Raw genomic sequence first — 26,622 nt, 5'->3', positions numbered from 1 at the left:
TAGCAGCCGGATGCCGCGTTGAACGGCGGAACGATGCACAAGGGGAAGAAGCGCATGGCGCGGTGGAAACTGGCGATACTGGCATTGGGAGCGGCCCCGGGCGTTCTGGCGGCACAGGCCCCCGTGGCCCAGACGCCGCCCGCCCCCGCCACCCCGGCGGCGACCGAACCCACGGCAGCGGCGGCGGAAACCGAAAGCGATGCCGAGGAGATCGTCGTCACCGGCCGCCCGCCCCCCGGATCGGTGCCCGGCGACATCAAGCCCGAACTGCAACTGTCGCCGGCCGACATCCGCAGCTACGGCACCAATTCGATCACCGAACTGCTGAGCGAACTCGCCCCGCAGATCCAGTCGGTGCGCGGTGGCGAACCGGTGATCCTCATCAACGGCCGGCGATCGGCGGGTTTCCGCGAGATCGGCGACTTCCCGCCCGAAGCGTTGCTGCGCGTCGACATCCTGCCCGAGGAAGTCGCGCTCAAATTCGGCTATCGCGCCGATCAGAAGGTCATCAACTTCGTCCTGCGCCCACGCTTCCGCAGCTATACCAACGAACTGGAGGGCAGCGCGCCGACGCAAGGCGGGTCGAGCAATTTCGAGGCCGAAGGCGGCCTCGTCCGCGTCGACCGCGACAAGCGCTTCAACCTGAACCTTCAGGCGGAGACGACCTCCAACCTGCTGGAGAGCGAACGCGGCATCCTGCCCAACGCCACGGCCACGCCGTTCGACCTGACCGGCAACGTCACTTCGACCGTGACGGGCGCGGCGATCGATCCGGCGCTCGGCACCGCGACGATCGCGGGCGTGCCGGCGGGCAGCCCGACACTGGCCGGCTTTGCCGCCGGAGCGGGCATTCCGAACGTCACCGACACCACGCCGTTCCGCACGTTGCAGGGACAGAGCGACCGTTTCTCGGCGAACGCGGTGTACAGCCGCAACGTGTTCGGCAACGTCGCGGCAACGGTCAACGGCCGCGTCGAGCACAACCGCAGCGAATCGCTGCTGGGGTTGCCGAGCCTCACGCTGACGCTGCCCGGTGTCTCGTCCTTCTCGCCGTTCGACAAGGACGTGCGCGTGCTGCGCTATGCCGACACCGATCCGCTGCGCCGCACTGCCGCGACCACGACCGCCAATCTCGGCGTGGTGCTGAACGGCGACATCGGCCGGTGGCGCTGGACGGTGAACGGCAGCTACGACCGCACCGAAAGCGACACGCGGACCGAACGCGGCGTCGATGCGAGCGCATTGCAGGCAGGCGTGCTAGCCGGCACCGCCAGCCCGTTCGGCGATTTGGGCAGCTTCATCCGCACCACCGATCGCGCGAAGTCGACCTCGAGCGCGGGCGCGATCGAGGGGCTGGTGTCGGGATCGCCGTTCGCGCTGCCCGCCGGAGAGGCGAACGCCACCATCCGGCTGGCCGGGCGGACGACCGATTTCAGCAGCCGCTCGCAGCGTTCGGGGATCGACGGCAGCACCGATCTCGGCCGCGATGCGGGGTCGGTGCGCGCCAATCTCGACCTGCCGATCGCCAATGCGCAGCGCGACGTGCTGGGCTTCCTCGGCCGACTGTCGCTGAACGGCAATGTCGAGCTGGAGCAACTGTCGGACTTCGGCACGCTCACCACCTATGGCTATGGCGTCAACTGGCAGCCGATCACCGCCGTGCGGATCATCGCCAACTTCACGACCGAGGAAAACGCGCCGAGCCAGCAGCAGCTCGGCAACCCCACCGTCGTCACCCCGTTCGCGCGCGTGTTCGATTATGTCCGGGGGCAGAGCGTCGACGTGACCACTGTCTCTGGCGGCAATGCGGCGCTGCTCGCCGAAACCAACAAGAGCTTCAAGCTGGGCCTGAACGTCAAGCCGTGGAGCGAGCGCAACCTGACGTTCCAGGCGGACTATCTGTCCGAACGCGCGGAAAATTCGATCGCGGGCTTCCCGGCGATCACCGCCGAAATCCAGAATGCGTTCCCCGACCGGTTCGTGCGCGATGCCGACGGCACGTTGATCCGGCTCGACAGCCGGGCGGTGAACTTCGCCCGGACCGAGAACAGCCAGCTTCGCTATGGTCTCAATTTCTTCCAGCGGATCACCACCGCGCGTTCGCGCGCCGAAGCGGCACAGCGGCAGGCGCGGATGGAAGCACGCCGCGCCGCACGCGAGGCGGCCGAAGCGGCGCGCCCGACCAGCGACGCGCCACCGCCACCACCGCCGGGGGACGGCCCGCGCGAGGGCGGACGCGGCTTCGGCGAAGGACCGGGCGGTCCCGGCGGCGGACGTGGCGGCTTCGGCGGCCCCGGTGGCGGGCGCGGCTTTGGTGGCCCCGGTGGTCCGGGCGGCGGCGGTGGCGGCGGCGGGTTGCAGGCCAGCCTCTACCACACGGTCGTGTTCACCAACACGGTCCTGATCCGTGCCGGACTGCCAGAGCTGGACCTGCTGAACGGATCGGCCATCGACGACAATGGCGGCACGGCGCGCCACCGGGTCCAGTTCAATGGCGGCTATACCCGTGACGGGTTCGGCGCGCGGCTGGGCGTCGACTGGCGCGAGGGGACACAGGTGAACGGCGGAACGACCGGCGGGCAGCCGCTCGACTTCGGCAGCCTCACCCGCGTCAACCTGCGCCTGTTCGTCAATCCCGGCGAGCAGCCGTCATGGGTGCGCAACAACCGCTGGCTGCGCGGCAGCCGGATCAGCCTCAATGTCGACAATCTGTTCAACACCCGCCAGCGCGTGACCGATGCCGGCGGCGAGGTGCCGTTCCGCTTCCAGCCGGGGTTCGTCGACCCGCTCGGCCGGGTGGTGCGTGTCACGTTCCGCAAACTGTTCTTCTAGGCGGTATCGACCTTCACGCGCATGTCGTCACCCTGGACCTGTTCCGGGGTGACGAAAGAAACGCTCGCTTCGACCAAGAAAAATGCCGATCACGCCCAAGGGTGCCGTACGGAAACCCGCCGAAGCGCGATCCCCGGAACGACCCGTCAAATCCCCGAGGCGAAGCTCAGTTCGAGCTTCTTGCTGTTCGCCGGCACGTCGAGCGCGGCGCTGTTGAACGCCAGGCTGCCGCTCGGCCCGATCACGCGGACCTGCGGCTTGATCGTCCAGCTATAGACCATCTTGCCGCCCTCGTCCTTCAGCACGGCGCGGATGTCGGGAATGCGGTGGCGCGCGTTGGTCGGGTTGAGGATACGGCCCGATACCGCGAATAGCTCGTTGCCGCTCGACAGCAGCCGACGTTCGGGTTCGCCGATCGACAGCGTCAGCGGCATGTCGCTCGGCCCGATCGGCAGGCCGAACTGCTGCGCGATGCCGGGCGTGCCGGTGTAGAGAATGCCGCCGACCGCCGCGAGCATCGCGACGCCCGCCGCCACCGCGATCGCGGTCTGGCGGCGCGCCGGATTGCGACGCGGCGCGAAGCGTGCCGGGGGCGTTTGCCGCACCCCGTCGGGCACCGCCGCCTGCGGCGGCTGTTCCGATGCGGGATCGACATACCGGCGCAGCGCATCCTCGCCGGTGCGCGGCCGGACCGCGGCGGCGCGCGGGGCCGGCGCGGGGCGCGCGACCGGATCGGGCGTCCGCGACTCGTGACGCGGTTCATGGCGCGACTCGCGCAAGGGGGCGGGCGCATCGGCCTGGGCAAGCGCGGTGCGCGGTGCCGGCGGCTCGATCGCGGCCGCCGGCACGCTGCCCAGATCGAGCATCGCCGGCGGCTGGAACCAGCTATGCCGGCACCCCGCGCAACGGACGGTGCGCCCCGCCGGTCCGATCGCCGAATCGGCGACCAGATAGCGCATATGGCATTGCGTACATTCGAGGATCATCGTCCCCTGCCCCCTGCTGAACCCCGCGCGCGAACCTTGCGCGTGCGCCCGGAACAGCGACAAGCCCTACCGGATTCTTGCAATTAAACTACGGCGTCATGGCAGGCGATGGCAAGGCACGATTGCACGCGGCTTGAGGCGCGCCGTCCCATGTGCGATTGGCGACCACGCGGCGAAATCCAAGGGCGAACGTGGCCAGTATCGTTCAGTTCGAGAATGTCGGTCTACGCTATGGCGAGGGAGCCGAGACGCTCAGCGACCTGAGCTTCTCGCTCGCCGAAGGGTCGTTCCATTTCCTGCTCGGCCCCTCGGGCGCGGGCAAGACCTCGCTGCTGCGCCTGCTCTATCTGGCACAGCGGCCCAGCCGGGGCATCATCCGCCTGTTCGGCGAGGATATGGTGCTGGCCCCGCGCGGACGGATGCCGGGGTTCCGCCGGCGGATCGGCGTGGTGTTCCAGGACTTCCGGCTGGTGCCGCACCTCTCGACGCGCGACAATATCGCGCTGCCCTTGCGCGTCGCCGGCATCGCCGAGGCGGACATCGCCGGGCCGGTGGGAGAGATGCTCGGCTGGATCGGGCTCGCCGACCGGGCCGATGCCCGCCCCGCGACGCTGTCGGGCGGCGAGCAGCAGCGGGTGGCGATCGCCCGCGCGGTCATCAACCGGCCCGAAATCCTGATCGCCGACGAACCGACCGGCAACGTCGATCCCGAAATGGGCGAACGGCTGCTCAAGCTGTTCGAATCGCTCAATCGCCTCGGTACCACCGTCGTCATGGCGACGCACGACTATCATCTGCTGCCGCGCGTGCCGCAGGCGCGGCTGATGCGGCTGGACAAGGGGCGGCTGGCCGATCCCACCGGCACGCTGCGCCACCCGCCCGAGCCGGCACGATGAACGCGGCGACCCGTGCGGGCCAACCGCTGCTCGACGATGCGCAGGGGCGCCGGGCGATGGTGTGGATCATGGCGATCATGATCTTCCTGACCACGCTCGCCGCCGCACTGGGCCTCGCGATGCAGGGCGCGGGCGCGGCGCTCGACCGGCAGCTCGCCGCGCGGCTGACGGTGCAGGTGATCGAGGGCGATGCCGCCACCCGCGACCGTGCGGTGGCAGCGCTTCTCCCCCGCCTGCGCGCCGCGCCGCAGGTGGCAGCGGCGGTCGAGGTCGACCGGGCACGGCTCGCGCAACTGCTCGAACCATGGCTGGGCGAAGCGGGGCTCGACGCCGACCTGCCGATGCCGGCGATGATCGACGTCGATCTGCGACAGGGCGACGCCGCGACGGTCGCCGGGGTAGAGGCGCTGGCGCGGGGCGTGGCCCCCAACGTCCGGGTCGATCGCCATGCGACGTGGCTGGCCCCGGTGCGGGCGTTCGTCGGGCTGCTCGGGTGGACCGCGCTCGGGCTGGTGGTGGTGATGGCCAGCGCCACCGCCGCCGTCGTGCTGCTGGCGGCGCGCGCGGGGCTGGACACGCATCGCGGAACGATCGACATCCTGCATATGCTCGGCTCCACCGACCTCCAGATCACCCGCCTCTTCCAACGGCGGATCGCGCACGATACGCTGACCGGCGGGTTGATCGGCGTGCTGTCGGGCGGGCTGGTCGCGGCGTTCCTCGGCAGCCGCCTGTCGAGCCTCGAGTCGCAACTGGCCGGTGGCGTCACGCTCGATATTGCCGACTGGCTGGCGATCGTGGCGCTGCCGTTCGTCTTTACCGGCCTCGCGATGCTCGCCGCGCGGTTCGCGGTGCTCCGCCGGCTGGCGCGCGTGCTGTGATCGGGCGGGTCGCCTCGCTGCTGCTGCTGGCCTATGCGCTGGGCTTCGCGATCTTTTCGGTGACGCTGCCGCAGCCGGTCGTGGCGGGGGTGCGGACCGATGGCATCGTCGTGCCGACCGGCGCTCCGGGGCGGATCGAGCGCGGACTGGCGCTGATCGAACAGGGCAGCGCGAAACGGATGCTCGTCACCGGCGTCGATCCCGATGTCCGGCCGATGGAACTGGCGGCGGTGGTCAAGGGGCCGAAGCGGCTGTTCCGCTGCTGCGTCGATCTGGGCCACGAAGCGGTCGACACCCGTTCGAACGCCGACGAGACGGCGGACTGGGTGCGGCGCAACCGCTACCGGTCGGTCCGGTTGGTCACGTCGAACTGGCACATGGCGCGTGCGGCGATGGAACTGCGCCATGCGCTGGGCAATTCGGTACGGGTGGTGCGCGACCCGGTGGCGGGGCATCCCGGCTTCGGGCTGTTGTTCGGCGAATATAACAAATATCTGGTGCGGGGGGTCGTGATGCGGCTGGGGATCGACCTGTGATCGCGTGGGTTCGGACGTGGCTGTTCCGTATCGTCTTCTACACCGTGTCGGCGCCGATCGTGGTCAGCGCGCCGCTCTCCGCCCGCTTTGGGCACCGGGCGATGCTCCGCCACGCCCATGTGTGGATCGCGACGCACCGCTTCCTCGCGCGCTGGTTGCTGGGGGTGAAGGTACGGATCGAAGGGACGGCACCGGCGGGCCCCTATCTGTTCGCGGTCAAGCATCAGTCGATGTTCGAGACGCTGGAAATGGCGCAGCGGATCGACGGCCCGCTGATCGTATTGAAGCGCGAACTGGCCGACATGCCGTTCTGGGGCCGCGCGGCACGGGCCTATGGTGCGATCCCGGTCGACCGCGATGCCTCGGCCAAGGCGCTGCGCTCGATGCTGCGCGAAGCGGCGGTGGCGCGCGCGCAGAACCGGCCGGTGCTGATCTTTCCCGAAGGCACGCGGGTGGCGGTGGGCAACGCACCGCCGCTGCGATCGGGGTTCGCCGGGCTGTACAAGGCGCTGGGCATGCCGGTGGTCCCGGTCGCGCTCGACAGCGGCCGCTGCATGCGGCGCAAGGGAGCGGCGCGACCGGGGACGATCACCATCCGCTTCCTCGACCCGATCCCCGCCGGCCTGCCGCGCGACGAGATCGAGGCGCGCGTCCACGCCGCGATCAACGCGCTGGAACCCGCCGCCGGCGGCGTAGCGGCGGGCTAGGACCGATCGACGTTCAGCCAGACCGCGGCTCCTGCATCTCCCCTCCCTGACAAGGGAGGGGTTGGGGGTGGGTAGGCCGGTTTTGGAGCGCTTACGTTTCCTCTCGGGCCGACCCACCCCCGCCCCCTCCCTTGTCAGGGAGGGGAGCAGATTGGGACGGCATTTCGTTGAATGTCGATCCGGCCCGGGCTACCCCGCCTTCGCCCGCGCGCGCCACGCATGGAGCAGCGGCTCGGTATAGCCGCTGGGCTGATCCAACCCCTCGAACACCAGCGCGCGGGCGGCGCGGATCGCCGGGCCGTCGCTGCCCGTCAGCGGGCGATAGGCGGGATCGGCGGCATTCTGCGCATCGACCTTGGCCGCCATCCGCGCGAACGCCGCATCGACATCGGCGGCGGTGCAGACGCCGTGGAGCAGCCAGTTGGCGACATGCTGCGACGAGATGCGCAGCGTCGCGCGGTCCTCCATCAACCCGACATCGTGGATGTCGGGCACCTTGGAACAACCGATCCCCTGATCGATCCAGCGCACGACGTAGCCGAGGATGCCCTGGATATTATTGTCGAGTTCGCGCGCGACCGCCTGCGCTTCCCAGTTGCGGCCACTCGCGACCGGCACCCGCAACAGGTCAGCGATCGGCGCGACCGGTTCGGCGCTCCGCCCACGCTGTTGCTGCGCAACATCGACCGCATGATAGTGCAGCACGTGCAGCGTCGCGGCGGTGGGCGACGGGACCCATGCGGTGCTCGCGCCGCTGCGGGGATGGGCGATCTTCTGCGCCAGCATGTCGGCCATCCGGTCGGGCGCGGCCCACATTCCCTTGCCGATCTGTGCGCGTCCGCCCAGCCCGCAGGCGAGGCCGATCTGGACATTGCGGTCCTCATAGGCCGCGATCCACGGCGTCGCCTTCATCTCTCCCTTGGGGATCATCGGCCCGGCGCGCATCGCGCTGTGCAGTTCGTCGCCGGTGCGGTCGAGGAAGCCGGTATTGATGAACACGATGCGGTGGCGCACCGCATGGATGCACGCGGCAAGATTGGCCGAGGTGCGGCGTTCCTCGTCCATCACCCCGATCTTGATCGTATGGCGCGGCAGCGCGAGCAAATCCTCGACCGCGTCGAACAGCCTGTTCGTAAAGGCGACTTCGTCCGGCCCGTGCTGCTTGGGCTTGACGATATAGATCGATCCGGCGCGGCTGTTGGCACGCGGCCCGTTCACGTCATGCAGCGCGATCAGGCTGGTGACGATCGCGTCGAGGATGCCTTCGGGCGCTTCGCTCCCATCGGCAAGGCGCAGCGCGGGCGTGGTCATCAGATGGCCGACGTTGCGCACGAACAGCAGCGACCGGCCGGGCAGCGTGATGCCGCCACCGTCGCGCGGGACATAGCGCCGATCCTCGGCTAGACGGCGCTCGACCGATTCGCCGCCCTTGGCGAAGCGCGCGGTCAGCGTGCCCTGCATCAGCCCCAGCCAGTTGGCATAGGCGGCGACCTTGTCCGCCGCATCGACCGCCGCGACCGAATCCTCCAGATCGCAGATGGTCGTCAGCGCCGATTCGAGCAGGACATCGGCCAGCCCCGCCGGATCAGCGCGTCCGATCGGGTGCGTGTGGTCGATCACCAGTTCGATGTGCAGCCCATGGTGGCGCAGCAGCAGATTGTCGCCCGACCGTCCGATCCACTGATCGGGATCGGCCAGCGCCGGATCGCCGCCCCGCCAGTCGCGCCAGCTCCCGTCGGCCAGCGGCACCGCGTCGTCGAGGAACGCCTTGGCGCGGGCGATCACCTGCGCGCCACGCGCCGCGTCATAGCCGCCGGGGGCGGGCGTGCCGGGAAGCGCGTCGGTGCCGTAGAGCGCATCGTAGAGACTGCCCCAGCGCGCGTTCGCCGCATTGAGCAGGAAGCGCGCGTTGAGGATGGGTACGACCAGTTGCGGCCCGGCGAGCGATGCGATCTCGGCGTCGACGTTCGCCGGATCGATGGTGAACGGCGCGGGTTCGGCGACGATATAGCCGATCGCGCGCAAGAACGCCTCCTGTTCGGCCGGGTCGATCGGCTGTCCGGCGCAGGCGGCGAACCAGCCGTCGAGTTCCGCCTGCAACGCATCGCGCCGGGCGAGCAACGCGCGGTTGTCGGGTACGAACCGGGCGAGGATCGCGGCGACGCCGTCCCAGAAGGCGGCGCGATCGATGGCGGTGCCGGGCAGCGCCTGCTCCTCGACAAAGGTCGCGAGGTCGGTCGCGACCTGAAGGCCGGCCCGCTCGACATAGGTTTGCGCCATTACCGCTTCCTTTCGCCCAACATCATTATCTTGAGCGACGACATAGCCCCTCGCCTTTCCCATCGGTAGCGGCGATGATCGCAGCACAGCCGTTCGCTGGAGGAACGAATGACGCTCGACCCCGATCACGCGCTGTTCGTCGCGATCGTCGATGCCGGCAGCATCGCCGCCGCCGGGCGGGCGCATGGCCTGTCCCCCGCCGCCGTCTCGAAACGGCTGGCGCGGCTGGAGGCGCGGCTGGGCGCAAGACTGGTCGAACGGACGACGCGGCGGCTGCACCCGACCGCCGCCGGCGCGCAACTCCATGCCGATCTGACGCACATCCTCGCGGCGGTGGCGGCGGCGGAGGCGCGGGTTGGCGGGGCGGCGGCGGTGCCTTCCGGCCGGTTGCGGGTGGCGGCGCCGACGTCGTTCGGGCGGCTGCACATTGCGCCGCATCTGGGCGACTTTCTTGGCCACCACCCGGCGATCGCGTTCGAGCTGCTGCTGTCCGACGCCTATGTCGATCTGGCGGCCGAGCGGATCGATTGCGCGATCCGCATCACCGATCGCGTACCGCCGGGCCTCACCGCACGGCGGCTGGCGACCAACCGGCGGGTGGTGTGCGCCAGCCCGGCCTATCTCGCCGCGGCGGGCGTGCCGGCGACGCCCGACGATCTTGCGCGCCACCGGCTGCTCGCCGCCGACGGGCAATTGCCGTGGCGGTTGCTGACGCCGGGACGCCGCGCGCTGATCGAGGGGGCAAGCGCGGTGCGAGCCAATTCGAGCGAGGTCGTGCGCGAACTGGCGCTGGGCGGGGTCGGCGTGGCGCTGCGCTCGCTGTGGGATGTGGGCGAGCTGTTGCGCGACGGTCGACTGGTCCGGGTATTGCCGGCGTGGGAGGGGCCGCATGACCTTGGCATCCTCGCGATCCACGGGCCGCAACCGAGCGCCGCCGTGACCGCGTTCGTCGATCACCTTGCCACACGGCTGCATGCGGCGTCGTGGGAAGCGCTTGACTTCATGGCAGGAGAGGCGCAGCATCGTAACAATTGATACCAGATTGAGAGGATGCGACGATGGAGCATATGGACGTCAATCCGATGGGCCTCGACGGGTTCGAGTTCTGCGAATTCTCCGCACCGGACGTCGAACGCATGGGTCGGCAGCTCGAACAATTCGGCTTCGTCGCCGCATCGCACCATCCGACACGCGATGTCGTGCGCTACAAGCAGGGGCGGATCAACCTGCTGCTCAACCGCATTGCCGATGGTCATGCTGCACAATTTGCTGCGCAGCATGGACCGTCGGCAGCGGGGATGGCGTTCCGGGTCGCCGATGCCCGGGCGGCATTCGACGCGGCGATCGCACGCGGCGCGAAGCCCGCTGACGCATCGCACGGCGCGCTTGGCGAAGGCTATGCGCTGGAAGGGATCGGCGGCTCGCTGCTCTATCTGGTCGACCGCCACGGCGATGCCGGATCGCTCTACGACGACTGGGAACAAGTGCCCGGCGCGGCGGAAGCCGAGGCGGAGAACAATGTCGGCCTCGATCTGCTCGACCACCTGACCCATAACGTCAAGCGTGGGCAGATGCGGACGTGGTCGACCTTCTACAACCAGATCTTCGGGTTCGAGGAACAGAAGTATTTCGACATCAAGGGCAAGGCGACCGGCCTGTTCAGCCAGGCGATGATCGCGCCGGACAAGGCGATCCGCATCCCACTGAACGAAAGCCAGGACGACAAGAGCCAGATCGAGGAATTCATCCGCGACTATAATGGCGAAGGCATTCAGCACCTTGCCTTCACCACCGCCGACATCTTCGAGACGGTCGAGAAGCTGCGCGCGCGCGGCGTGAAGCTACAGGACACGATCGAAACCTATTACGAACTGGTCGACAAGCGCGTGCCGGGCCATGGCGAGGACCTCGAACGGCTGCGGCGCAACCGCATCCTGATCGACGGCAATGTTGGCGACGAAGGGTTGCTGCTGCAAATCTTCACCGAACCGATGTTCGGGCCGATCTTCTTCGAGATCATCCAGCGCAAGGGCAACGAGGGGTTCGGCAACGGCAATTTCCAGGCGCTGTATGAGTCGATTGAACTGGATCAAATTCGGCGGGGGGTCATCACCGTCGACGCTTGACCAAAGACCGAAGCGTCAGCTTCGGTCGCGGTGCAGCGCGTAGGCGCTGCCGTCGACCGGCCAGCGCAGCGGAGCCGGGCCACAAGGCGCGGTTCCGCCGCGACTGACGGCCCGGCGGGCGGCAAACGCCAACCGTCACCCCGGCGAACGCCGGGATGACGAACAGGTATTGGAGAGCGACATGACCTACCACCCCGGCTTCGCCAACCATGTCGCCACCGAAGCCGTCGCCGGCGCGCTCCCGATCGGCCGCAACAGTCCGCAGCATGCTCCCTTCGGCCTGTACGCCGAACAATTGTCGGGCACCGCGTTCACCGCGCCGCGACACGAGAACCGGCGAAGCTGGCTCTACCGCCTGCGCCCCACCGCCAACCACGGCGCGTTCATTCCCTACACCGGCGCAGCACATCTCAAGTCAGCGCCGATCGACGGCCCGCCGCCCAGCCCCAACCGGATGCGCTGGGACCCGCTGCCGCTGCCGGGCGAACCGACCGACTGGGTCGACGGCCTCGTCACCTATGGCGCGACCGGGGATGTCGCCGCGCAGAGCGGGGTCGGCATCCACCTCTATGCCGCGACCCGCGACATGGACCGCGCGTTCTTCTCGGCCGATGGCGAGTTGCTGATCGTGCCGCAGCACGGCCGCCTCGCGATCGATACCGAACTGGGCCGGATCGACATCGCCCCGCTCCAGATCGCGCTGATCCCGCGCGGGCTGCGCTTTCGGATCAAACTCCCCGACGGCCAGGCACGCGGCTATGTCTGCGAGAATTACGGCAGCCTGTTCCGCCTGCCCGATCTCGGGCCGATCGGCGCCAACGGCCTCGCCAATCCGCGCGATTTCGAGGTGCCCGCCGCGTGGTTCGAGGACCGCGATACCCCTTGCGAGGTCATCCAGAAATTCCAGGGTGGCCTGTGGACCACAACGCTCGACCATTCGCCGTTCGACGTGGTGGCGTGGCACGGCAATCTGGCACCTTGCCGCTATGACCTGACGCGCTTCAACACGATCAACACCGTGTCGTTCGACCATCCCGACCCGTCGATCTTCACCGTGCTGACAAGCCCAAGCGACACGCCCGGCACCGCCAATTGCGACTTCGTGATCTTTCCGCCGCGCTGGATGGTGGCGGAGGACAGCTTTCGCCCGCCATGGTTCCACCGCAACGTGATGAGCGAGTTCATGGGGCTGGTGACGGGGGCCTATGACGCGAAGGAAGGCGGCTTCGCGCCGGGCGGCGCGTCGCTCCACAACCAGATGAACGGCCATGGCCCCGATCAGGCGAGCTATGAAAAGGCGGTCGCCGCCGACCTCAAGCCGCACCGCATCGCCGACACCATGGCCTTCATGTTCGAGACGCGCCACGTCGTTCGCCCGACCCCCTGGGCGATGGCGACGCCGACGATGCAGCTCGACTATGACGATGTCTGGACCGGATTCGCCAAGGCGAAGCTGCCGGGATGAGCGACGAACGGGTGTTCGCGACGCCGGCCGGGGTGACGCTCGGGCCGCTGGGTGACGTCGCCGAGGGCACGGCACGCAACTATGTCCTGCAACTGCGTGCCGGGCGGTTCCACGGCTTCGTGGTGCGCACCGGCGACGGCGTCGTCGGCTATGTCGATCGCTGCCCGCACATGGGCCTGCCGCTCGCGCAGAAACTCGACGGCTATCTGACGCCCGACGGATCGGCGATCATCTGCGGCTGGCACGCCGCGCTGTTCGACATCGCCAGCGGCGCGTGCCTCGGCGGCCCCTGCCCCGGCCAGTCGCTGACCCCGTGGCCGGTGACGGTTCGCGATGGGGCGATCGTCACCGCCTGAGACAGATTTCACGCGAAGGCACGAAGAAGATTTGGTTCGCGCGGAGGCGCGGAGAGGTTGCGGCGCACGATCGTCTCGCGCCGAATGGCGCTGCTCCCCGCCGCATCGTGGGATAGGAGCGACGCTGCCGCGTCCGAACCCCCTCCGCGCCTCCGCGCCTCCGCGCCTCTGCGCGAAAAACCCCCTTCTTCTCCGCGCCTCCGCGTGAACCAACCCCCTCAAGCCGCCACCGCCTCGGGCAATGCGGTGAGCGTCGACGCCCGCCCGAACGACCCGGCGTTGTCGCGCAACCACGCATCCGCCGTCGCCCGGCCGAGATCGCGCAGCGCCTCCAGTTGCGACCAGCGCGTGTCACTCTTGCCCGACGGCCCCCGTTCGGCCAGCGCGTGCGGCGCTTCCATCAGGTGCAGGTTGGTGTCGGCCAGCGCGGTGAACTTGTCGGTGATCGGCGGCGCCTGCCGCGCGATCGCCTGCACCTCGGTCAACGCCTTCAGGTCGCGCAACAGACAGGCGTTGAAGCCGATGTCGCTCATCCGCGTCATCACCTCGACCAGTGTGTCGGGGGTTTCCTTCGTCAGAAACGGCGTGATCTGCACGATCAGCAGGTCGCTCTGGCCATGCCCATCGAAGATCAGCGGTTCGAGGGCGGGGTTGGCGGAAAAACCGCCGTCCCAGTAGCATTCCCCCTCGATCTCGACCGGCCCGAACAATTCGGGCAGGCAGGCCGAAGCCATCAGCGAATCGAGCGTGATCTCGCCGCCCTTGAACAACCGTGCGGCACCGCTCGACACCCTGGTCGCGGCGATGTGCAGCGGCACCGCCTGCGGCGCGGCGAGGGTGCTCAGGTCGATGCTGTCGGCCACGACGCCCCGCAGCGCGCGCATGTCGCGCAAATCGGGCGACAGCGGCGCGACATAGCGGCCGAACAATTTGCTCAGCTCGATCGAGCGGCGCAGCACCGGCTCGAACAACGGCCCCGCCCAATACATGTCGAAATCGAACGCCCTGAGCGGCGAGCGCCGCGACACGCCGCGCCACAGCCGTTCGAGCGCCGCCTTCGCCCCCGGCCGCCCGCCTTCCACCAAGCCGCTGACCAGCGCCGCGCCGTTCAGCGCGCCCGCCGAGGCTCCACTGACCGTGACGATCGGCAAATCCTCGTCGAGCAGCCGGTCGAGCACGCCCCAGCCATAGGCACCATGCGCTCCACCGCCCTGCAACGCGAGCGAGAGGCGCGGACGATCGTCGATATGGGTCATGATCGGAATTCCTGGGGGACGAGGGGGTTGCCGGCTCTCCCGATCGGTCGGCGATCCTGTGTCGCCTTGGCCGGGGAAACGGGCGACCGGCCGATTGGATGCAGCCGCCATCGCCGCATTTTGGCGAGGATATGACGGACCCCGCCGCCGCTTCGCCGGTTATCCCTCCATACATCACGGCTGCAGGGAGATGCGCGATGCTCGAACACGTACCGGCATGGCTCGGGGCATTGCTGCGCGGCGTCCGCGCCGGGGCCTCCAAGCTGACGATCGTCGATCCCGCGCTCGGCAGTTTCGACAGCCTCGATCTGTCGAGCCTCGCCTTCGCCGACGGACAGCGGCTGCCCGAACGCTTCACCGCCGATGGCGAAGGACTGTCGCCGCCGCTCCACTGGCGTGGGGTGCCGGCGGGCACGCGGCGGCTGGCGCTGATCGTCGAGGACCCCGATGCGCCCGCGCCGCAACCGCTGGTTCATGCGATCCTGTGGGACTTGCCGCCGGAGGACGAGCAATTGCCCGAAGGCGACATCCGCCCCGATGGCGATGGCGAAGCGGGACACGGCGATGTCGGCCGCAACAGCTATCTGCGCGAAGGCTGGCTGCCGCCCGACCCGCCGACCGGCCACGGCGAGCATCGCTATGCGTTCCAGCTCTTCGCGCTGGGCGACGGTCCCGACCTCGATCCCAACCCGGGCCGCAGCGCGCTGGTCGAGGCGATGGCCGGGCGGGTGCTGGCGGCGGGGCTGTTGACCGGCACCTATTCGCGCGGGGAACCCGCCGATGTCGGACCGGTGGGCGCGCCGGCTCCGGTTTGATCCGACTGGCTCGAACCAGGGCCGATCGACATTCAGCATTTCCGGCCATTCTTCGTCATTTCCGGCCGACACAACCGCCTCTTTCGTCACCCCGGACTCGTTCCGGGGTCCACCGCTCGGCAATCGGTACGCCCTGAGCCTTGATCGACCGCATTTGCGGCCAGGTAGACCCCGGAACAAGTCCGGGGTGACGACGCGCGACTGAATGTCGATCGACCCCAGGCGTCATCCCAGCGAAGGCTGGGATCTTCGGCTGTAGCGCGCGACAGGTGCCACGGGACGCGCCGAGCTGCACCGGGGCGACGCTCCATGCAAATGGATCAACCGCTACGCCGCCAGCCGGAACCGCAGCAACCGGTCGTCGAGCGCGATCAGCGCCTCGGCGGCCGTGCCCACCGCACGGACGATCTCCGGGTGGCGGGCGTCGAGCCCGCCGGTCAGCGATCCGAAGGCGGGCAAGATCAGCTTGCTATCGGTCGCGACGAAGCAGCGCCGCGATACCGACTTGCCGCGCACCTGTACCCTGAGCTTGGGGTGGAAATGCCCCGACAATTCGGGGCGCGTTTCCCCGCGCTCGGCCTCGTGGCGCAGCACCAGCCCGTCGACCTCGGCCTCGGCCACCACCCGTCCGCCGCAGTGGTCGGCGACGACCGGATCATGGTTGCCGGTGATCCACGTCCATTCGGCCCCGCCGGTCAACGCGCGCAGCCGCGCCCGCGCTTCCCCGGACAACCGGTCGCACCCGGCGCTGTCGTGGAAACTGTCGCCCAGACACCAGATTTCGCGCGGGTCCGTCCGCGCGACCAGCGCCTCGATCCCGGCCAGCGTTTCCAGCGTGTCATAGGGCGGCAGCATCTGCCCGAACTGCGCGAACCAGCTCGCCTTCTCGAAATGCAGATCGGCGAGCAGCAGCGCGCGCCGCGCAGGCCAGTACAGCGCCCCTTCGCGCAGGGCGGAAAATTCATGTCCGGCGAACGAAAGACGAACCATCGGTGGCGCTATGCCGCTCGTCGTGATTCGCATCAAGCCGCGCAGCCGTAACGGTCAAATTGATTCATGCGAAGGCGCGAAGGCACGAAGAAGAGATTTCGCGCAGAGGCGCGGAGGCGCGGAGGGGTTCCGCTTGCGGCAACATCACCCGCGCAAGCGGCCTCTTTCCATCGGAGCAGCCAGCACAACGTCTCCCGGTCGCGCAACGTCGCCCCGAACGCACCCCCTCTGCGCCTCTGCGCGAAAAATCCTTCTGTTCTTCTACTCCGCGTCTCCGCGCCTTCGCGTGAACCAACCTCCTTCTTCCGACCGACCGACCGACCGACCGATCAATCCAGCGTCATCGCCTCCGCCGCCAGTGCCTCGGCCTCGGCCAAAAGCGCATCCTCCGCCGAAGACCCCTGCTCCATCCGCTCGCGCCCGATCAGCACCAGCACCGGCACCGCCAGCGGGCTGATCCGGTCGAGTGCCACATGCCGCATCCGCGCCTGCGCCGTCTCCAGCAGCGTCGCCAGCCGCCCGACATCGGTCATCCGCGCCCGCGCATCGTCCCACGCCGCCTGCAACAGCAGATGCCCCGGCTCGTACTTGCGCAGCACGTCGTAGATCAGGTCGGTCGAGAACGTCACCTGCTTGCCAGTCTTGCGCTTGCCCGGATGCTGGCGTTCGACCAGCCCGCCGATCACCGCCACTTCGCGGAACGCCCGTTTCAGCAGCGCCGATTGCTGCACCCAGTCGACGAACTCATGCTCCAATATGTCGGGCGAAAACAGCGCCTGCGGATCGGGGATCGGCTCCAGCCCATAGCAGGACAGCGCATAGTCGTTCGCCACGAAGCCGATGGGTTTCAGCCCCATCGCCTCCATCCGCCGCGTGACGAGCATGCCGAGCGACTGGTGCGCGTTCCACCCCTCGAAGCTGTAGGCGACCATGTAATGCCGCCCTTCGCGCGGGAACGTCTCGACCAGCAGCTCTTGGGCGCCCGGCAGCACCGACCGTCGCGCCTGTATCTCCAGCCATTCGCGCACGTCGTCGGGGAAGCGATGCCACTGACCCGGCGAGGCAAGAAACCCGCGCACCCGATCGGCAAGGCTGGTCGACAGCGCCATGCGCGTGCCGCCATATTTGGGAATCCGCGCCGGCCGGCTCGACGCCCGCACCACCAGATCGGTCAACTCGATCTTCTCGACCTCAAGACTCATGCCCGCGAAGAAAAACGTATCGCCCGGCGTGAGTGTCGAGGCGAAATATTCCTCGACCGTGCCCAGCCGCCGGCCATTCTTGAACCGCACGTCCAATGTCGGCGCATCGACGATGATCCCGGCGTTCAGCCGATGCTGCGCAACAAACGCGGGTTTGGTGACATGCCACAGCCCGTCGTCGCCCAGCCGCAGCCGCTTGAACCGGTCATAGGCCTTCAGCGCATAGCCACCCTCGGCGATATAATGCAGCACCCGGTCGAACGTGTCGCTATCCAGCGCCGAATAGGGCAGCGCGCTGCGCACCTCGTCCAGCATGTCGGCGGTGGCGAACGGCGCGGCACAGGCGCAGCCCATCAGATGCTGTGCCAGCACGTCGAGCGCGCCGGGGCGGAACCGGTCGGGGTCGAGTTCCCCCGCCTCCACCGCATCCAGTGCCGCCTGCGCTTCGAGAAACTCGAAACGGTTGCCCGGCACCAGCAACGCCTTCGACACCTCGTCCAGCCGGTGGTTGGCGCGGCCGATGCGTTGCAGCAGCCGCGACGATCCCTTGGGCGCACCCATCTGGATGACGCAGTCGACATCGCCCCAGTCGACCCCCAGATCGAGGCTGGCGGTCGCGACCAGCGCGCGCAACCTGCCATCGGCCATCGCCTGTTCGACCTTGCGCCGCGCCTCGCGGTCGAGGCTGCCGTGATGCACACCGATCGGCAGTTGCCTGTCGTTCGCCTTCCACAAATCCTGAAAGATCAGTTCGGCAAGGCTGCGGGTGTTGCAGAAAACGATGGTCGTGCGATGCGCCTCGATCTGCTGCATCACCTGGGCTGCGGCATAGCGCCCCGAATGGCCCGACCACGGCACCCGGTCGGTCGGCAGCAGGATGCGGATGTCGGGATCGGCCCCGGCCTCGCCCTCGACCAATGTTACCGTGTCGATGTCGCCGTCGGGGGCCAGCCACGCGCGATAGCCATCGGGATCGGCGACCGTCGCCGACAGCGCCACCCGCCTGAGGCCGGGTGCCAGCCGCTGCAACCGCGCGAGCCCGAGCGCCAGCAGGTCGCCCCGCTTGTCGGTAGCAAAGGCATGGACCTCGTCGATCACGATCGTCCGCAGACCGGCGAACAGCGTCGGCGCATCGGGATAGGATAGCAGCAGGCTGAGCGACTCGGGCGTCGTCAGCAGGATATGCGGCGGTTTGGCTCGCTGGCGCGCCTTGCGATCGGACGGAGTGTCACCGGTACGCGTCTCGACCCGGATCGGCAGTCCCATCTCGGCGATGGGGGTCAGCAGGTTGCGCTGCACGTCGACCGCCAGCGCTTTCAGCGGCGAGATATACAGCGTGTGCAGCCCGTCGCGCGGCGCCGCGATCAACTCGGTCAGCGTCGGCAGGAACCCGGCCAGCGTCTTGCCCGCGCCGGTCGCCGCGACCAGCAGCGCATGGCTACCCGCCTGCGCCGCCGCCAGCATGTCGATCTGGTGCCGCCTCGGCCGCCACCCACGCGCGGCGAACCAGTCGGCAAGCGGGGCGGGAAGGGGTTCGCTCACCCCGACGCATGTAGGATGCCCGCCGCCCATCCGAAAGCGCCGCGCTGGCAAGGGGGTGGCGGATGTGCGACTCTCGCGGCCGACGCCCTTGGGGAAACCGCCGATGCTCACGACCCTCGCCCTGTTGCTCGCCGCGCCGCAGGCAGCCGCCCCCTGCCCGGCGACCCCGGCCCCGCTGCCGGCGGAATTGCGGAGCTGGACCCGCCCGACCGCCGTGACCGCGGGAGGCGACGCCGCCCGCGCCACACCCATCCTTCCGGGCGAAACGGTCCGCGCGACGCTGCTGCCGCGATCCGGGGTGCGCTTCGCGTTCCTTCCCCCGAACGGTGCCGGCCATGCCGGGCTGTTCGGGATCACGGTGGAGCGGGCGGGCCGCTATCAAGTCGCGCTCGGCGATCGCGCATGGATCGACATGATCCGCGACGGCGCGCCGCTGCCGTCGGTCGCCCACGGCCACGGCCTTGCCTGTTCGGGCATCGCCAAGCTGGTGGAGTTCGATCTTCGCCCCGGCCGCTATCTCGTCCAGATCACGGGTTCGGCCACCCGCGAGATCACCCTCCTCGCCACGCCGGTCGCGACCCGCTAAGCAACCGCCCTTTCCCCGACAGGACCACCGACCCGACGATGAACGGCACCTCCTCTTCGATCAGGGCCAAGTCGTTCTGGACGATGGGCACCTATGTCGCCTCGACCGCGCTGCGCTTCGGCGGCAACATCATCCTGTCGCGCGTGCTGGGGCCGGAGATCATGGGCGTGGCGGTAATCGCGCAGGCGATCCGCAACGGCTGCGAACTGCTGTCCGACTTCGGCTTCGAACAGAATGTCGTGCGCAGCCCGAACGGCGAGGACGGCGGCTTCCTCGACACCATCTGGACGATGCAGATCCTGCGCGGCGCGATCGTCTCGCTCGCCTGTCTCGCCCTCGCACCGCTGCTCGCGCGTTCCTACGGCATCGACGTCGCGCTGATGATCGCGCTCAGCGCAGCGCCGCTCCTCACCTCGCTGACGTCGACCGCGCCCTACACCATGGCGCGCCAGTTGGAGGTGAAGCGCCGCAACCTGTTCGAACTGGGCAGCGAGGCGGCGGGCCTCGCCATCACCGTCGCACTGGCGGTGACGCTGCGGAGCGCGTGGGCGCCGATCCTCGCGATCCTGCTGTCGTTCGCGCTGCGCTCGGCGCTCACCTACCCGCTGCTCCACCGCCGGCCCACGCTGCGGTTCGACCGCGCCCATGTTCGTGAGATCGTTCATTACAGCAAATGGATCATGCTCTCCTCGCTCGCCTTCTATGCCGCGATCTATATCGACCGGCTGTATCTGGGCGCGGTGGTGACGCTGGCGATGCTCGGCATCTATGGCCTTGCCCGCTCGATCGGCGACCTGCCCAATACGGTTGCCGGGCGGCTGGGGTTTCAGGTCGTCTTTCCCTTCGTCGCCCACAACGACGGCGGATTCGCGCCGGGCAGCACCGCGCGACGCGAACTGGGCCGCACCCGCGCGCACTTCCTGATCCTCGTCCTGATCGGCGTCGCCACCGTCATGGCATGGGCCGACATGGCGGTGCTGGCACTCTACGGCGCGCGCTTCGCGGCGGCGGGGTGGATGGTGTGCGTGCTGCTCGCTGGAAGCTGGATCGCGGTCCTCGCCTCGCTCGGTGAAGCGACCGTGTTCGGTGGCGGCAAGCCGAGCAACGTCAGCACCGCCAACCTGTTGCGCTTCGCGGTGATGGGCGCGGTGCTGCCGCTGGGTTTCCATTGGGGCGGCATGCCGGGCGCGCTGCTGGCGCTCCCGGCGAGCGAGCTGGTGCGCTATCTCTCGCTGCTGCGCGCGCAATATCGCATCGGCGTCGCCTTCGTCGCGCAGGACGTGGCGCTCAGCCTCGCCTTTGCCGCCTTGTTCGGCGGCTGGATCGCGCTGCGCCTCGCGCTCGGGCTGGGCGTGCCATGGGCGTTGATGGGGTAAGGCGGTTCGCCCTGGTTTGGTGCTGGCCCGCTTCCCACGGATTCCCACCACCCAATCGAGGCACGCGGCCGCGCGATTGCCCGTACTGCCCTACCCCCTTACCCCGGCGCATCGTCGTGCGAATCGAAATGCCGCCGCCACTGCGCGATGCCCGCCGCCGTCTGATCGTCGATCTGCACACCGCGCGGCCCCTGCCGCACGAACACATGGGTGACGAGCAATAACGAAGCCGTACCGGGCATGGCGTCCTGATCCACGAGGGGCGAGCGGAAGGCCGCTGTCGCATCTGGTGGGGCGGAGCGCAATCGGGGGGAGCACGCGGGGCACGACATGGCAAAGCCATATCGTCAGTCGACGCTCTGCGTCGCTGGCCGGGCGTGTTGCTTTGTCGCTAGATAGCTGCCGCTATCTTGCGGCAACACGCTGGAGCGGGCGAAGGGATTCGAACCCTCGACCCCAACCTTGGCAAGGTTGTGCTCTACCCCTGAGCTACGCCCGCTCTGGCGTCTGTCCGAACCGGCGAACCGGCTGGGGTGAGGCGGGCTATTAGCCGGGGGTTTGGGGTCGCGCAACCCTAAAAAGAAACTCTTTTGCATGTCCCGCGTCATGCCCACATAGGGGCGCTCCCCAACGGACAAAGGAATCGACGCTTGGCCACGCTTGGATTGACCGCCCCGGAGAAGGAAGCCGTGGAGGCGTTCCGCCGCGATGTCGTCGAACCGTCGATGACGCAGCTCGTCGTCATCGATTTCTGGGCCGAATGGTGCGGCCCGTGCAAGGCGCTGACCCCGATCCTCGAAAAAGTCACCGCCGACTATGCCGACAGGGGCGTGGTGCTTGCCAAGATCGATACCGACAAAAACCAGTTCATCGCCGCCCAATTCCAAATCCGCTCGATCCCGACGGTCTATGCGATGTTCCAGGGGCAGTTGGTCGCCGATCTGACGCAGGCACGCACCGAAAGCCAGCTTCGCCAGATGCTCGACCAGTTGCTGCAGCAGTTGCCGGTCGAGCCGGCCGAGCCCGCCGGGCCCGACATCGAACCGCTGGTGGCGATGGGCGAACAGGCGCTGGGCGAGGGCGACGCGATGCGCGCGCTGTCGATCTTCGAACAGGTCGCCGAAATCGCGCCGACCCATCCGCAGGTGCTGATCGGCCGCATCCGCGCGCTGCTGGCGCTGGGCGACCATGACACCGCGCAGACCGCGCTCGACGTGCTGCCGCCCGAGGTCGCCAGACTCCCCGCCGTGGATCAGGTGCGCGCCACCCTCGCGCTTGCCCGCGACGCGCAGCCGGTCGACGATCTGGCGGGCCTCAAGGGCGAGGTCGCCGCGCAGCCGGACGATCACGACGCGCGCTTCCGCCTTGCCGGCGCGCTGATGGCGGCGGGCGACCGCGACGGCAGCGCCGAGCAGCTTCTGGCGATCGTCGCCGCCGACCGGAGCTGGAACGAGGACGCCGCGCGCCAGCAACTGCTCAAACTGTTCGAGGCGGTCGGGCTGGAAGACCCATGGGTGTCGCAGCAGCGCCGCAAATTGTCCGCGATCCTGTTCGGATGAGCGCGCGCGTCTCGATCTTTCCGTTGAGCGGGGCGTTGCTGTTTCCCAACATGCACCTGCCGCTGCACATCTTCGAGCCGCGCTACCGGGCGATGGTGTCCGATTCGCTCGCCCGCGACCGGCGGATCGGCATGATCCAGCCGCGTCCGGCGGGCGGTGAGGGCGACCGCGTGCCGCTGTTCGACATCGGCTGCGTCGGGCAGATCATTGACGTCGAGGCGCAGGCCGACGGCCGCTACGACATCGTGTTGCAGGGCGTCACCCGCTTTCGCATCCTGCGCGAACTGGACGTCACCACCGCCTTCCGTCAGGTCGAGGCAGAGCTGCTGCCGGCCGAGGCGGACGCGACGCTGGCGCTCGCCGAGCGGGCCTCGCTCGAACTGGAATCGCGCCGCTTCGCCGATGCGCAGGGCTATGCGGTCGACTGGGATTCGGTCGCCCGGCTCGACGACGAGAGCCTCGTCAACGGCATCGCCCAGATCGCGCCGTTCGACGTCGCCGCCAAACAGGCGCTGCTCGAAGTGGACCGCCTGTCCGACCGCGCCGAGCTGATCGTGCAACTGATGCAGTTCTTTGGCCGCCACGGCGACGAGGATGAGGCGACGCTGCAATGAGCGGGCACCTGCGATGACGCTCGACCCGTGGCTCCTCTCGATCCTCGTCTGTCCAGTGACGCGCACGCCGCTGGAGCACGACGTCGCGGCGAACGAACTGGTCAGCCGCGCAGGCGGTTTCGCCTATCCGGTCCGGGGCGGCGTGCCCGTCCTGATCGTGGAGGAGGCGCGCGCGCTGTGAGCCATGACCTGACCGGCAAGTGGAGCGGGATCTTCAACTATCCCCACACCCATCCCCCGACCGCGTTCGAAGCCGACCTCGCCGATCTCGGCGGGTCGATCGTCGGCACGGTGCATGAGCCGGACCTGTTCTCGGTGCCGCCCGGCGCGCTGATCGCCGCCGCGATCGACGGCCACTGCGAGGGTGCGAAGGTCGCGTTCAGCAAATTCTACGACGAGAGCGAGGGCTATGCCGACATGGTCGTCTATGCCGGGGCGCTGAGCGACGACGGCTGCGAGATCAGCGGCCGCTGGGACATTCCCGGCGTGTGGTCGGGCACCTTCCTGATGATCCGCCCCACGGCGGTCGTCCCGGCCGGGGAAGTCGCCGGCGAGGCGGTCGCCGACCTGCCGCCGGACGGCACGGCCTCATAACAGATAGACGACGACGTACCGCGCGACGAGCGCGACCATGACGATCCGCGCGGCCCGCTCGCCGCGCACGCGCATCGCCGCCGCCATCAATGCGACGAGGACCACCGTCAGCACGATCGGCAGCCAGCGCAGCAGATGCACCGCCAGCACCGGCTCGCTGGCATACCACGCCAACTGGCACGCCAGCAGCACCGCCAGCACCCCGATCACGATCCGGCGGACGCGAAAGAAATGCTGGTCGAAGTCGGTCGTCTCGTCGCTGTCGCTCGGAAACGCCAGCCGCGCCGCGAGGTAATAGGCACCGGCGAAGCTCGTCACCGCCATCAACGCCTTGCCCGACACGCCCACCACGTCGCGCACCGTCCATGCCGCCTGCCAGAACGACAACAGGTCGAGCAGCACGAAGATACCCAGCAGCGGCGTCAGCCAGCCGATCCGCACCACGCTGCCCGGCCGCAACCGCCGCTCGATCGCCCGCGCGAACCCGCCGAGCACCTCGGCGATCGACAGCCCGAGCAGCAACCCGAACAACGCGAAGATGAATTCGAAATCCGACATGGCGCCCCCCGACGTCCGCTCGATCGTGAACGGTAGCACCATGACGGCAGGCGCGACAACGGCCGGCCTGTCCTACACCCGGGGGCGCTGCTAGGGTTGCGATGCCGGCCCGTGACGGGGATGCGGCCGTTCCTTGACAGTGCCGGACACGACGCTCGCGACGCTGTCGCAAGTGTAAACTTTGTAAACTTTGGCCATGGGGTGGACACCGGACCATGGCCGACAGGCACGGATAACGCCCTGCGACCGGAACCGTGCGGTCCCTGACCATGGCGCACGCAACACCGTCGCAAGTGTAAACTTTGGACCCACAGGGGACGCCCGGATGCCGATCCCGGCCTATCTGACCCACCGTTTCAACCGGGGGCGGCTCGCCGCTCCGCCCCGGCGGACCCGATCGACGTTCTCGATCAAGATCGAATGTCGGACATATTCCAAACGACAGGCATGAATGCCGTCATCTCGCGACCTTACGCCAAACTGTCACTTTCGCGCTCGAACCCGGCCGGCGTGACGGGTGCCACGGTCGCTGTCACGATCAGGTCGTAGGTGACGTTGGCGACGGTTCGCGCCATGTCGGGGATCACATCGACCGCAGCCAGGATGGGCAGCAACTCGATCGGCGCGCCCAGCGCAATGACCGTCGGCGCGGCGCTCGCATAGACGCTGATCGCGCCCGGAAGTCCAAGGATCATCAGGCTTGAGAGCACCGCCAGCGGTATCGCCATGGCGATCTGGACCGGCGACACCGTAACGCCGCCCATCCATGCCAGCGTCAACGCCACCAGCAGCGTGTTTGACGGTGCGGTGATCTTGAAGACCGCGACGGCGATCGGCAACGCGACCGACGCATCGCGATCACCGATGCCAAGCAAGCGCGCGCCGAGGACCATCGCAGGCAGGGTTGCGAGCGACGATTGCGTACTCGCCGCAATCACCTGGGCGGGTGCCGCAACCCGCGCGAAGCGCCAGAGCGGGACGCCGCTGGCGAAGCGTATCCATCCGTACCCGATGGCGATCAGCAGCACCGACAGCGCGAGCGAGGCGACGACATATTGCGCCAGAATGGTAAGCACGCTCACCCCTGCGGACGCCCCTACCGAAAAGGCGAGCGCGCCGATCCCCAGCGCGCCGACCCGCAGTACCCAGCCGATCACCATCACCATGGCGTCGGCCAGACCGTTGAGCGCCTGAACCAATGCCGCAGACCGCTCTTCCTCGATCCGGCCGACCGCAACGCCCAAGACCAGCGCGAAGATGACCAGCGGGACGATCGCGCCCGTCGCCGCCGACGCGACCGGATTGGTCGGGATCATCGCACGCACCGCCTCGACGGGTCCGGGCACGACCGGGGGCACCGCTGCGGGAAACATGGTGCGGAGCGCGACAATGCTGTCGTGCGGAATCGTGAACAGGTCGATCAGCAACGGGGCGACCAGCGCCGTGACGATCGCCGACAGGAAAAGCAGCCCGATCATCACGATCGCCAGCCGCCTGCCCAGATCGCCCCCTTCCTGCCCGGTCGCCGAACGCAGCCGGGCAACCCCGGTCACGACCAGCGCAAAGACCAGCGGGACGATCGTCATCCGCAGCAGATCGAGCCACAGTCCACCGATCAGACCGGCGACCGTCAGCGCGGCGGGGCGCTCGCCCGATACCGTCCCGGCGACGAAACCGCCGACGAGCGCAAGAATCAGCCACGCTGGCGCCGGCATCCGCCGTGCAGCAGCCAGAGATATTCTTACCATGATCGCCCCCCGATGGCGATCGTGGGTCTACCACCAGGCGTATGTCAACCGAAAGGGAGCGACCGATACGATCGGCTCGCCCGGAGCTATTCCGCGAACCGCTCGCGCAGCGCGAGCATGGCCAGCGCAGCCTTGGCCGCCTCGCCGCCCTTGTCCTTCTCGTCGCGCTTCGCCCGCGTCAGCGCCTGCGCCTCGTTCTCGACGGTCAGGATACCGTTGCCGACGGGGACGCCTTCAAGGCTCAGGTTCATGATCCCGCGCGCGCTCTCGTTCGACACGACCTCGAAATGATAGGTCTCGCCGCGGATGATGACGCCCAGCGCCACGAACGCATCATAGTGTTCGGACGCATCGGCGATCGCGATCGCGCCGGGCACTTCCAGCGCACCGGGCACGGTGATCGTCTCATGCTCATGCCCCGCCGCCTCGATCGCCGCGCGCGCGCCGTCGAGCAGCAGGTCGTTCAGATGGTCGTAAAACCGGGCCTCGACGATCAGGACCTTCGCCATGTCAATTCTCCGTGATCGGCCGTTCGCCGACGATTTTCAGGCCATAGCCATCGAGGCCGACCAGCGTGTGGTGGGTGTTGGTGAGCAGCACCATGTCCTCGACGCCCAGTTCGTTCAGGATCATCGCGCCGACGCCATAGTCGCGCAGTTCCTCCATGTCGGGCACCGGCGCGGCGGACGACCCACGCATGACCCGCCAGCGAATCGC

At 68.5% G+C, this 26,622-nt stretch carries 25 protein-coding genes, 1 tRNA gene and 1 pseudogene; 16 read left to right on the top strand and 11 right to left on the bottom strand.

The window, feature by feature from the left end:
- Positions 1-33: 33 nt before the first annotated feature.
- Positions 34-2,832 (top strand): hypothetical protein, encoded by a 2,799-nt coding sequence (locus ASG37_RS06635; protein ID WP_082448050.1) that lies wholly within the window; start codon positions 34-36, stop codon positions 2,830-2,832.
- 146 nt (positions 2,833-2,978) lie between these two features.
- Here the strand turns inward: ASG37_RS06635 and ASG37_RS06630 are convergent, their stop codons facing one another.
- Positions 2,979-3,818 carry a zinc-ribbon domain-containing protein gene (locus tag ASG37_RS06630; protein WP_082448170.1) on the bottom strand — a complete coding sequence of 280 codons (840 nt, stop codon included), beginning with the start codon at positions 3,816-3,818 and terminating at the stop codon, positions 2,979-2,981.
- A 191-nt stretch (positions 3,819-4,009) separates the two neighbouring features.
- Here ASG37_RS06630 and ftsE point away from each other — a divergent pair, with 191 nt between their 5' ends.
- The 4 genes from ftsE to ASG37_RS06610 are packed head-to-tail and all read left to right on the top strand — an operon-like array spanning position 4,010 to position 6,838.
- Positions 4,010-4,714 carry a cell division ATP-binding protein FtsE gene (gene ftsE, locus ASG37_RS06625; RefSeq protein WP_055757470.1) on the top strand — a complete coding sequence of 235 codons (705 nt, stop codon included), beginning with the start codon at positions 4,010-4,012 and terminating at the stop codon, positions 4,712-4,714.
- Positions 4,711-5,595, top strand: coding sequence for a cell division protein FtsX (locus ASG37_RS06620; protein ID WP_055757468.1), 885 nt, complete (start codon positions 4,711-4,713; stop codon positions 5,593-5,595). The genes ftsE and ASG37_RS06620 overlap by 4 nt, the downstream gene beginning before the upstream one ends.
- Entirely contained in the window at positions 5,592-6,131 is a 540-nt protein-coding gene (locus ASG37_RS06615) for a YdcF family protein (protein WP_055757467.1), read from the top strand. Before ASG37_RS06620 ends, ASG37_RS06615 begins: the two co-directional genes overlap by 4 nt.
- A complete protein-coding gene (locus tag ASG37_RS06610) occupies positions 6,128-6,838 on the top strand; it encodes a lysophospholipid acyltransferase family protein (RefSeq protein WP_055757465.1) in 711 nt (236 codons plus the stop codon). The genes ASG37_RS06615 and ASG37_RS06610 overlap by 4 nt, the downstream gene beginning before the upstream one ends.
- A gap of 189 nt (positions 6,839-7,027) precedes the next feature.
- Here ASG37_RS06610 and ASG37_RS06605 read toward each other — a convergent pair whose 3' ends face one another.
- Positions 7,028-9,118 carry a malate synthase G gene (locus ASG37_RS06605; protein WP_055757463.1) on the bottom strand — a complete coding sequence of 697 codons (2,091 nt, stop codon included), beginning with the start codon at positions 9,116-9,118 and terminating at the stop codon, positions 7,028-7,030.
- A 108-nt stretch (positions 9,119-9,226) separates the two neighbouring features.
- Between ASG37_RS06605 and ASG37_RS06600 the strand changes: the two genes are divergently transcribed.
- The 4 genes from ASG37_RS06600 to ASG37_RS06585 all read left to right on the top strand — a co-directional run bounded on the left by ASG37_RS06600 (position 9,227) and on the right by ASG37_RS06585 (position 13,065).
- Entirely contained in the window at positions 9,227-10,153 is a 927-nt protein-coding gene (locus ASG37_RS06600; RefSeq protein ID WP_055757461.1) for a LysR family transcriptional regulator, read from the top strand.
- Between the two features lie 23 nt (positions 10,154-10,176).
- Entirely contained in the window at positions 10,177-11,244 is a 1,068-nt protein-coding gene (gene hppD, locus ASG37_RS06595) for a 4-hydroxyphenylpyruvate dioxygenase (protein ID WP_055757459.1), read from the top strand.
- A gap of 181 nt (positions 11,245-11,425) precedes the next feature.
- Entirely contained in the window at positions 11,426-12,709 is a 1,284-nt protein-coding gene (gene hmgA, locus ASG37_RS06590) for a homogentisate 1,2-dioxygenase (RefSeq protein ID WP_055757457.1), read from the top strand.
- Positions 12,706-13,065: a Rieske (2Fe-2S) protein gene (locus tag ASG37_RS06585; RefSeq protein ID WP_055757455.1), complete on the top strand. Its 360-nt coding sequence runs from the start codon at positions 12,706-12,708 to the stop codon at positions 13,063-13,065. The genes hmgA and ASG37_RS06585 overlap by 4 nt, the downstream gene beginning before the upstream one ends.
- Before the next feature lie 218 nt (positions 13,066-13,283).
- Here the strand turns inward: ASG37_RS06585 and ASG37_RS06580 are convergent, their stop codons facing one another.
- Entirely contained in the window at positions 13,284-14,321 is a 1,038-nt protein-coding gene (locus ASG37_RS06580) for a patatin-like phospholipase family protein (protein ID WP_055757454.1), read from the bottom strand.
- Between the two features lie 197 nt (positions 14,322-14,518).
- On the opposite strand from ASG37_RS06580, the gene ASG37_RS06575 reads away from it, so the two are divergent.
- Complete coding sequence (locus ASG37_RS06575) at positions 14,519-15,136, top strand: YbhB/YbcL family Raf kinase inhibitor-like protein (protein WP_055757452.1); 618 nt, start codon at positions 14,519-14,521, stop codon at positions 15,134-15,136.
- 327 nt (positions 15,137-15,463) lie between these two features.
- On the opposite strand, the gene pdeM is transcribed toward ASG37_RS06575, so the two are convergent.
- Together pdeM and ASG37_RS06565 are read right to left on the bottom strand one after the other, a co-directional pair.
- Positions 15,464-16,126: a ligase-associated DNA damage response endonuclease PdeM gene (gene pdeM, locus ASG37_RS06570; RefSeq protein ID WP_055757450.1), complete on the bottom strand. Its 663-nt coding sequence runs from the start codon at positions 16,124-16,126 to the stop codon at positions 15,464-15,466.
- A gap of 329 nt (positions 16,127-16,455) precedes the next feature.
- Entirely contained in the window at positions 16,456-18,900 is a 2,445-nt protein-coding gene (locus tag ASG37_RS06565; RefSeq protein ID WP_082448048.1) for a ligase-associated DNA damage response DEXH box helicase, read from the bottom strand.
- 73 nt (positions 18,901-18,973) lie between these two features.
- Between ASG37_RS06565 and ASG37_RS06560 the strand changes: the two genes are divergently transcribed.
- Positions 18,974-19,456, top strand: a complete 483-nt coding sequence (locus ASG37_RS06560; protein ID WP_055757448.1) for a hypothetical protein — start codon at positions 18,974-18,976, stop codon at positions 19,454-19,456.
- 38 nt (positions 19,457-19,494) lie between these two features.
- Positions 19,495-20,832 carry an oligosaccharide flippase family protein gene (locus ASG37_RS06555; RefSeq protein ID WP_082448046.1) on the top strand — a complete coding sequence of 446 codons (1,338 nt, stop codon included), beginning with the start codon at positions 19,495-19,497 and terminating at the stop codon, positions 20,830-20,832.
- A gap of 98 nt (positions 20,833-20,930) precedes the next feature.
- Here ASG37_RS06555 and ASG37_RS17620 read toward each other — a convergent pair whose 3' ends face one another.
- Positions 20,931-21,074 (bottom strand): hypothetical protein, encoded by a 144-nt coding sequence (locus ASG37_RS17620; protein WP_156349057.1) that lies wholly within the window; start codon positions 21,072-21,074, stop codon positions 20,931-20,933.
- Between the two features lie 182 nt (positions 21,075-21,256).
- Positions 21,257-21,331 (bottom strand) — tRNA-Gly (locus ASG37_RS06550).
- Positions 21,332-21,482: 151 nt separating this feature from the next.
- Between ASG37_RS06550 and ASG37_RS06545 the strand changes: the two genes are divergently transcribed.
- From ASG37_RS06545 to ASG37_RS06530, 4 genes are read left to right on the top strand one after another with little or no spacing between them, the layout of a single operon-like run.
- Entirely contained in the window at positions 21,483-22,391 is a 909-nt protein-coding gene (locus ASG37_RS06545; RefSeq protein ID WP_414887937.1) for a tetratricopeptide repeat protein, read from the top strand.
- Positions 22,388-23,005: an LON peptidase substrate-binding domain-containing protein gene (locus tag ASG37_RS06540; protein WP_055757443.1), complete on the top strand. Its 618-nt coding sequence runs from the start codon at positions 22,388-22,390 to the stop codon at positions 23,003-23,005. Before ASG37_RS06545 ends, ASG37_RS06540 begins: the two co-directional genes overlap by 4 nt.
- 13 nt (positions 23,006-23,018) lie before the next feature.
- Entirely contained in the window at positions 23,019-23,186 is a 168-nt protein-coding gene (locus tag ASG37_RS06535; RefSeq protein ID WP_082448044.1) for a Trm112 family protein, read from the top strand.
- Entirely contained in the window at positions 23,183-23,599 is a 417-nt protein-coding gene (locus ASG37_RS06530; RefSeq protein ID WP_055757439.1) for a hypothetical protein, read from the top strand. Before ASG37_RS06535 ends, ASG37_RS06530 begins: the two co-directional genes overlap by 4 nt.
- On the opposite strand, the gene ASG37_RS06525 is transcribed toward ASG37_RS06530, so the two are convergent.
- The 4 genes and pseudogenes from ASG37_RS06525 to ASG37_RS06510 form a co-directional block, all read right to left on the bottom strand.
- Positions 23,594-24,199, bottom strand: coding sequence for a hypothetical protein (locus ASG37_RS06525; RefSeq protein WP_055757437.1), 606 nt, complete (start codon positions 24,197-24,199; stop codon positions 23,594-23,596). The two genes, ASG37_RS06530 and ASG37_RS06525, sit on opposite strands and share 6 nt — an antisense overlap.
- Before the next feature lie 428 nt (positions 24,200-24,627).
- Entirely contained in the window at positions 24,628-25,872 is a 1,245-nt protein-coding gene (locus ASG37_RS06520; RefSeq protein ID WP_055757435.1) for a dicarboxylate/amino acid:cation symporter, read from the bottom strand.
- 119 nt (positions 25,873-25,991) lie between these two features.
- On the bottom strand, positions 25,992-26,414 hold the full coding sequence (gene ribH / locus ASG37_RS06515) for a 6,7-dimethyl-8-ribityllumazine synthase (protein WP_055757433.1): 423 nt from the start codon (positions 26,412-26,414) through the stop codon (positions 25,992-25,994).
- Position 26,415: 1 nt separating this feature from the next.
- A pseudogene (locus tag ASG37_RS06510) lies at positions 26,416-26,622 on the bottom strand (3,4-dihydroxy-2-butanone-4-phosphate synthase); the annotation flags it as partial.

Source organism: Sphingomonas sp. Leaf407, from assembly GCF_001425385.1.
GTDB lineage: Bacteria > Pseudomonadota > Alphaproteobacteria > Sphingomonadales > Sphingomonadaceae > Sphingomonas.
Note: the sequence above shows the minus strand (reverse complement) of the source record. Positions and strands in the feature narration are given on the sequence as shown.

Excerpts from the sequence above, each read along its gene's own strand:
- ASG37_RS06555 (WP_082448046.1), top strand. The coding sequence starts at position 19,495 with ATGAACGGCACCTCCTCTTCGATCAGGGCCAAGTCGTTCTGGACGATG.
- ribH (WP_055757433.1), bottom strand. The coding sequence starts at position 26,414 with ATGGCGAAGGTCCTGATCGTCGAGGCCCGGTTTTACGACCATCTGAAC.
- ASG37_RS06565 (WP_082448048.1), bottom strand. The coding sequence starts at position 18,900 with ATGGGCGGCGGGCATCCTACATGCGTCGGGGTGAGCGAACCCCTTCCC.
- ASG37_RS06520 (WP_055757435.1), bottom strand. The coding sequence starts at position 25,872 with ATGCCGGCGCCAGCGTGGCTGATTCTTGCGCTCGTCGGCGGTTTCGTC.
- ASG37_RS06560 (WP_055757448.1), top strand. The coding sequence starts at position 18,974 with ATGCTCACGACCCTCGCCCTGTTGCTCGCCGCGCCGCAGGCAGCCGCC.
- ASG37_RS06585 (WP_055757455.1), top strand. The coding sequence starts at position 12,706 with ATGAGCGACGAACGGGTGTTCGCGACGCCGGCCGGGGTGACGCTCGGG.
- ASG37_RS06535 (WP_082448044.1), top strand. The coding sequence starts at position 23,019 with ATGACGCTCGACCCGTGGCTCCTCTCGATCCTCGTCTGTCCAGTGACG.
- pdeM (WP_055757450.1), bottom strand. The coding sequence starts at position 16,126 with ATGGTTCGTCTTTCGTTCGCCGGACATGAATTTTCCGCCCTGCGCGAA.
- ASG37_RS06630 (WP_082448170.1), bottom strand. The coding sequence starts at position 3,818 with ATGATCCTCGAATGTACGCAATGCCATATGCGCTATCTGGTCGCCGAT.
- ASG37_RS06620 (WP_055757468.1), top strand. The coding sequence starts at position 4,711 with ATGAACGCGGCGACCCGTGCGGGCCAACCGCTGCTCGACGATGCGCAG.
- ASG37_RS06635 (WP_082448050.1), top strand. The coding sequence starts at position 34 with ATGCACAAGGGGAAGAAGCGCATGGCGCGGTGGAAACTGGCGATACTG.
- ASG37_RS17620 (WP_156349057.1), bottom strand. The coding sequence starts at position 21,074 with ATGCCCGGTACGGCTTCGTTATTGCTCGTCACCCATGTGTTCGTGCGG.
- ASG37_RS06540 (WP_055757443.1), top strand. The coding sequence starts at position 22,388 with ATGAGCGCGCGCGTCTCGATCTTTCCGTTGAGCGGGGCGTTGCTGTTT.
- hppD (WP_055757459.1), top strand. The coding sequence starts at position 10,177 with ATGGAGCATATGGACGTCAATCCGATGGGCCTCGACGGGTTCGAGTTC.
- ASG37_RS06580 (WP_055757454.1), bottom strand. The coding sequence starts at position 14,321 with ATGACCCATATCGACGATCGTCCGCGCCTCTCGCTCGCGTTGCAGGGC.
- ASG37_RS06605 (WP_055757463.1), bottom strand. The coding sequence starts at position 9,118 with ATGGCGCAAACCTATGTCGAGCGGGCCGGCCTTCAGGTCGCGACCGAC.
- ASG37_RS06600 (WP_055757461.1), top strand. The coding sequence starts at position 9,227 with ATGACGCTCGACCCCGATCACGCGCTGTTCGTCGCGATCGTCGATGCC.
- hmgA (WP_055757457.1), top strand. The coding sequence starts at position 11,426 with ATGACCTACCACCCCGGCTTCGCCAACCATGTCGCCACCGAAGCCGTC.
- ASG37_RS06575 (WP_055757452.1), top strand. The coding sequence starts at position 14,519 with ATGCTCGAACACGTACCGGCATGGCTCGGGGCATTGCTGCGCGGCGTC.
- ASG37_RS06525 (WP_055757437.1), bottom strand. The coding sequence starts at position 24,199 with ATGGTGCTACCGTTCACGATCGAGCGGACGTCGGGGGGCGCCATGTCG.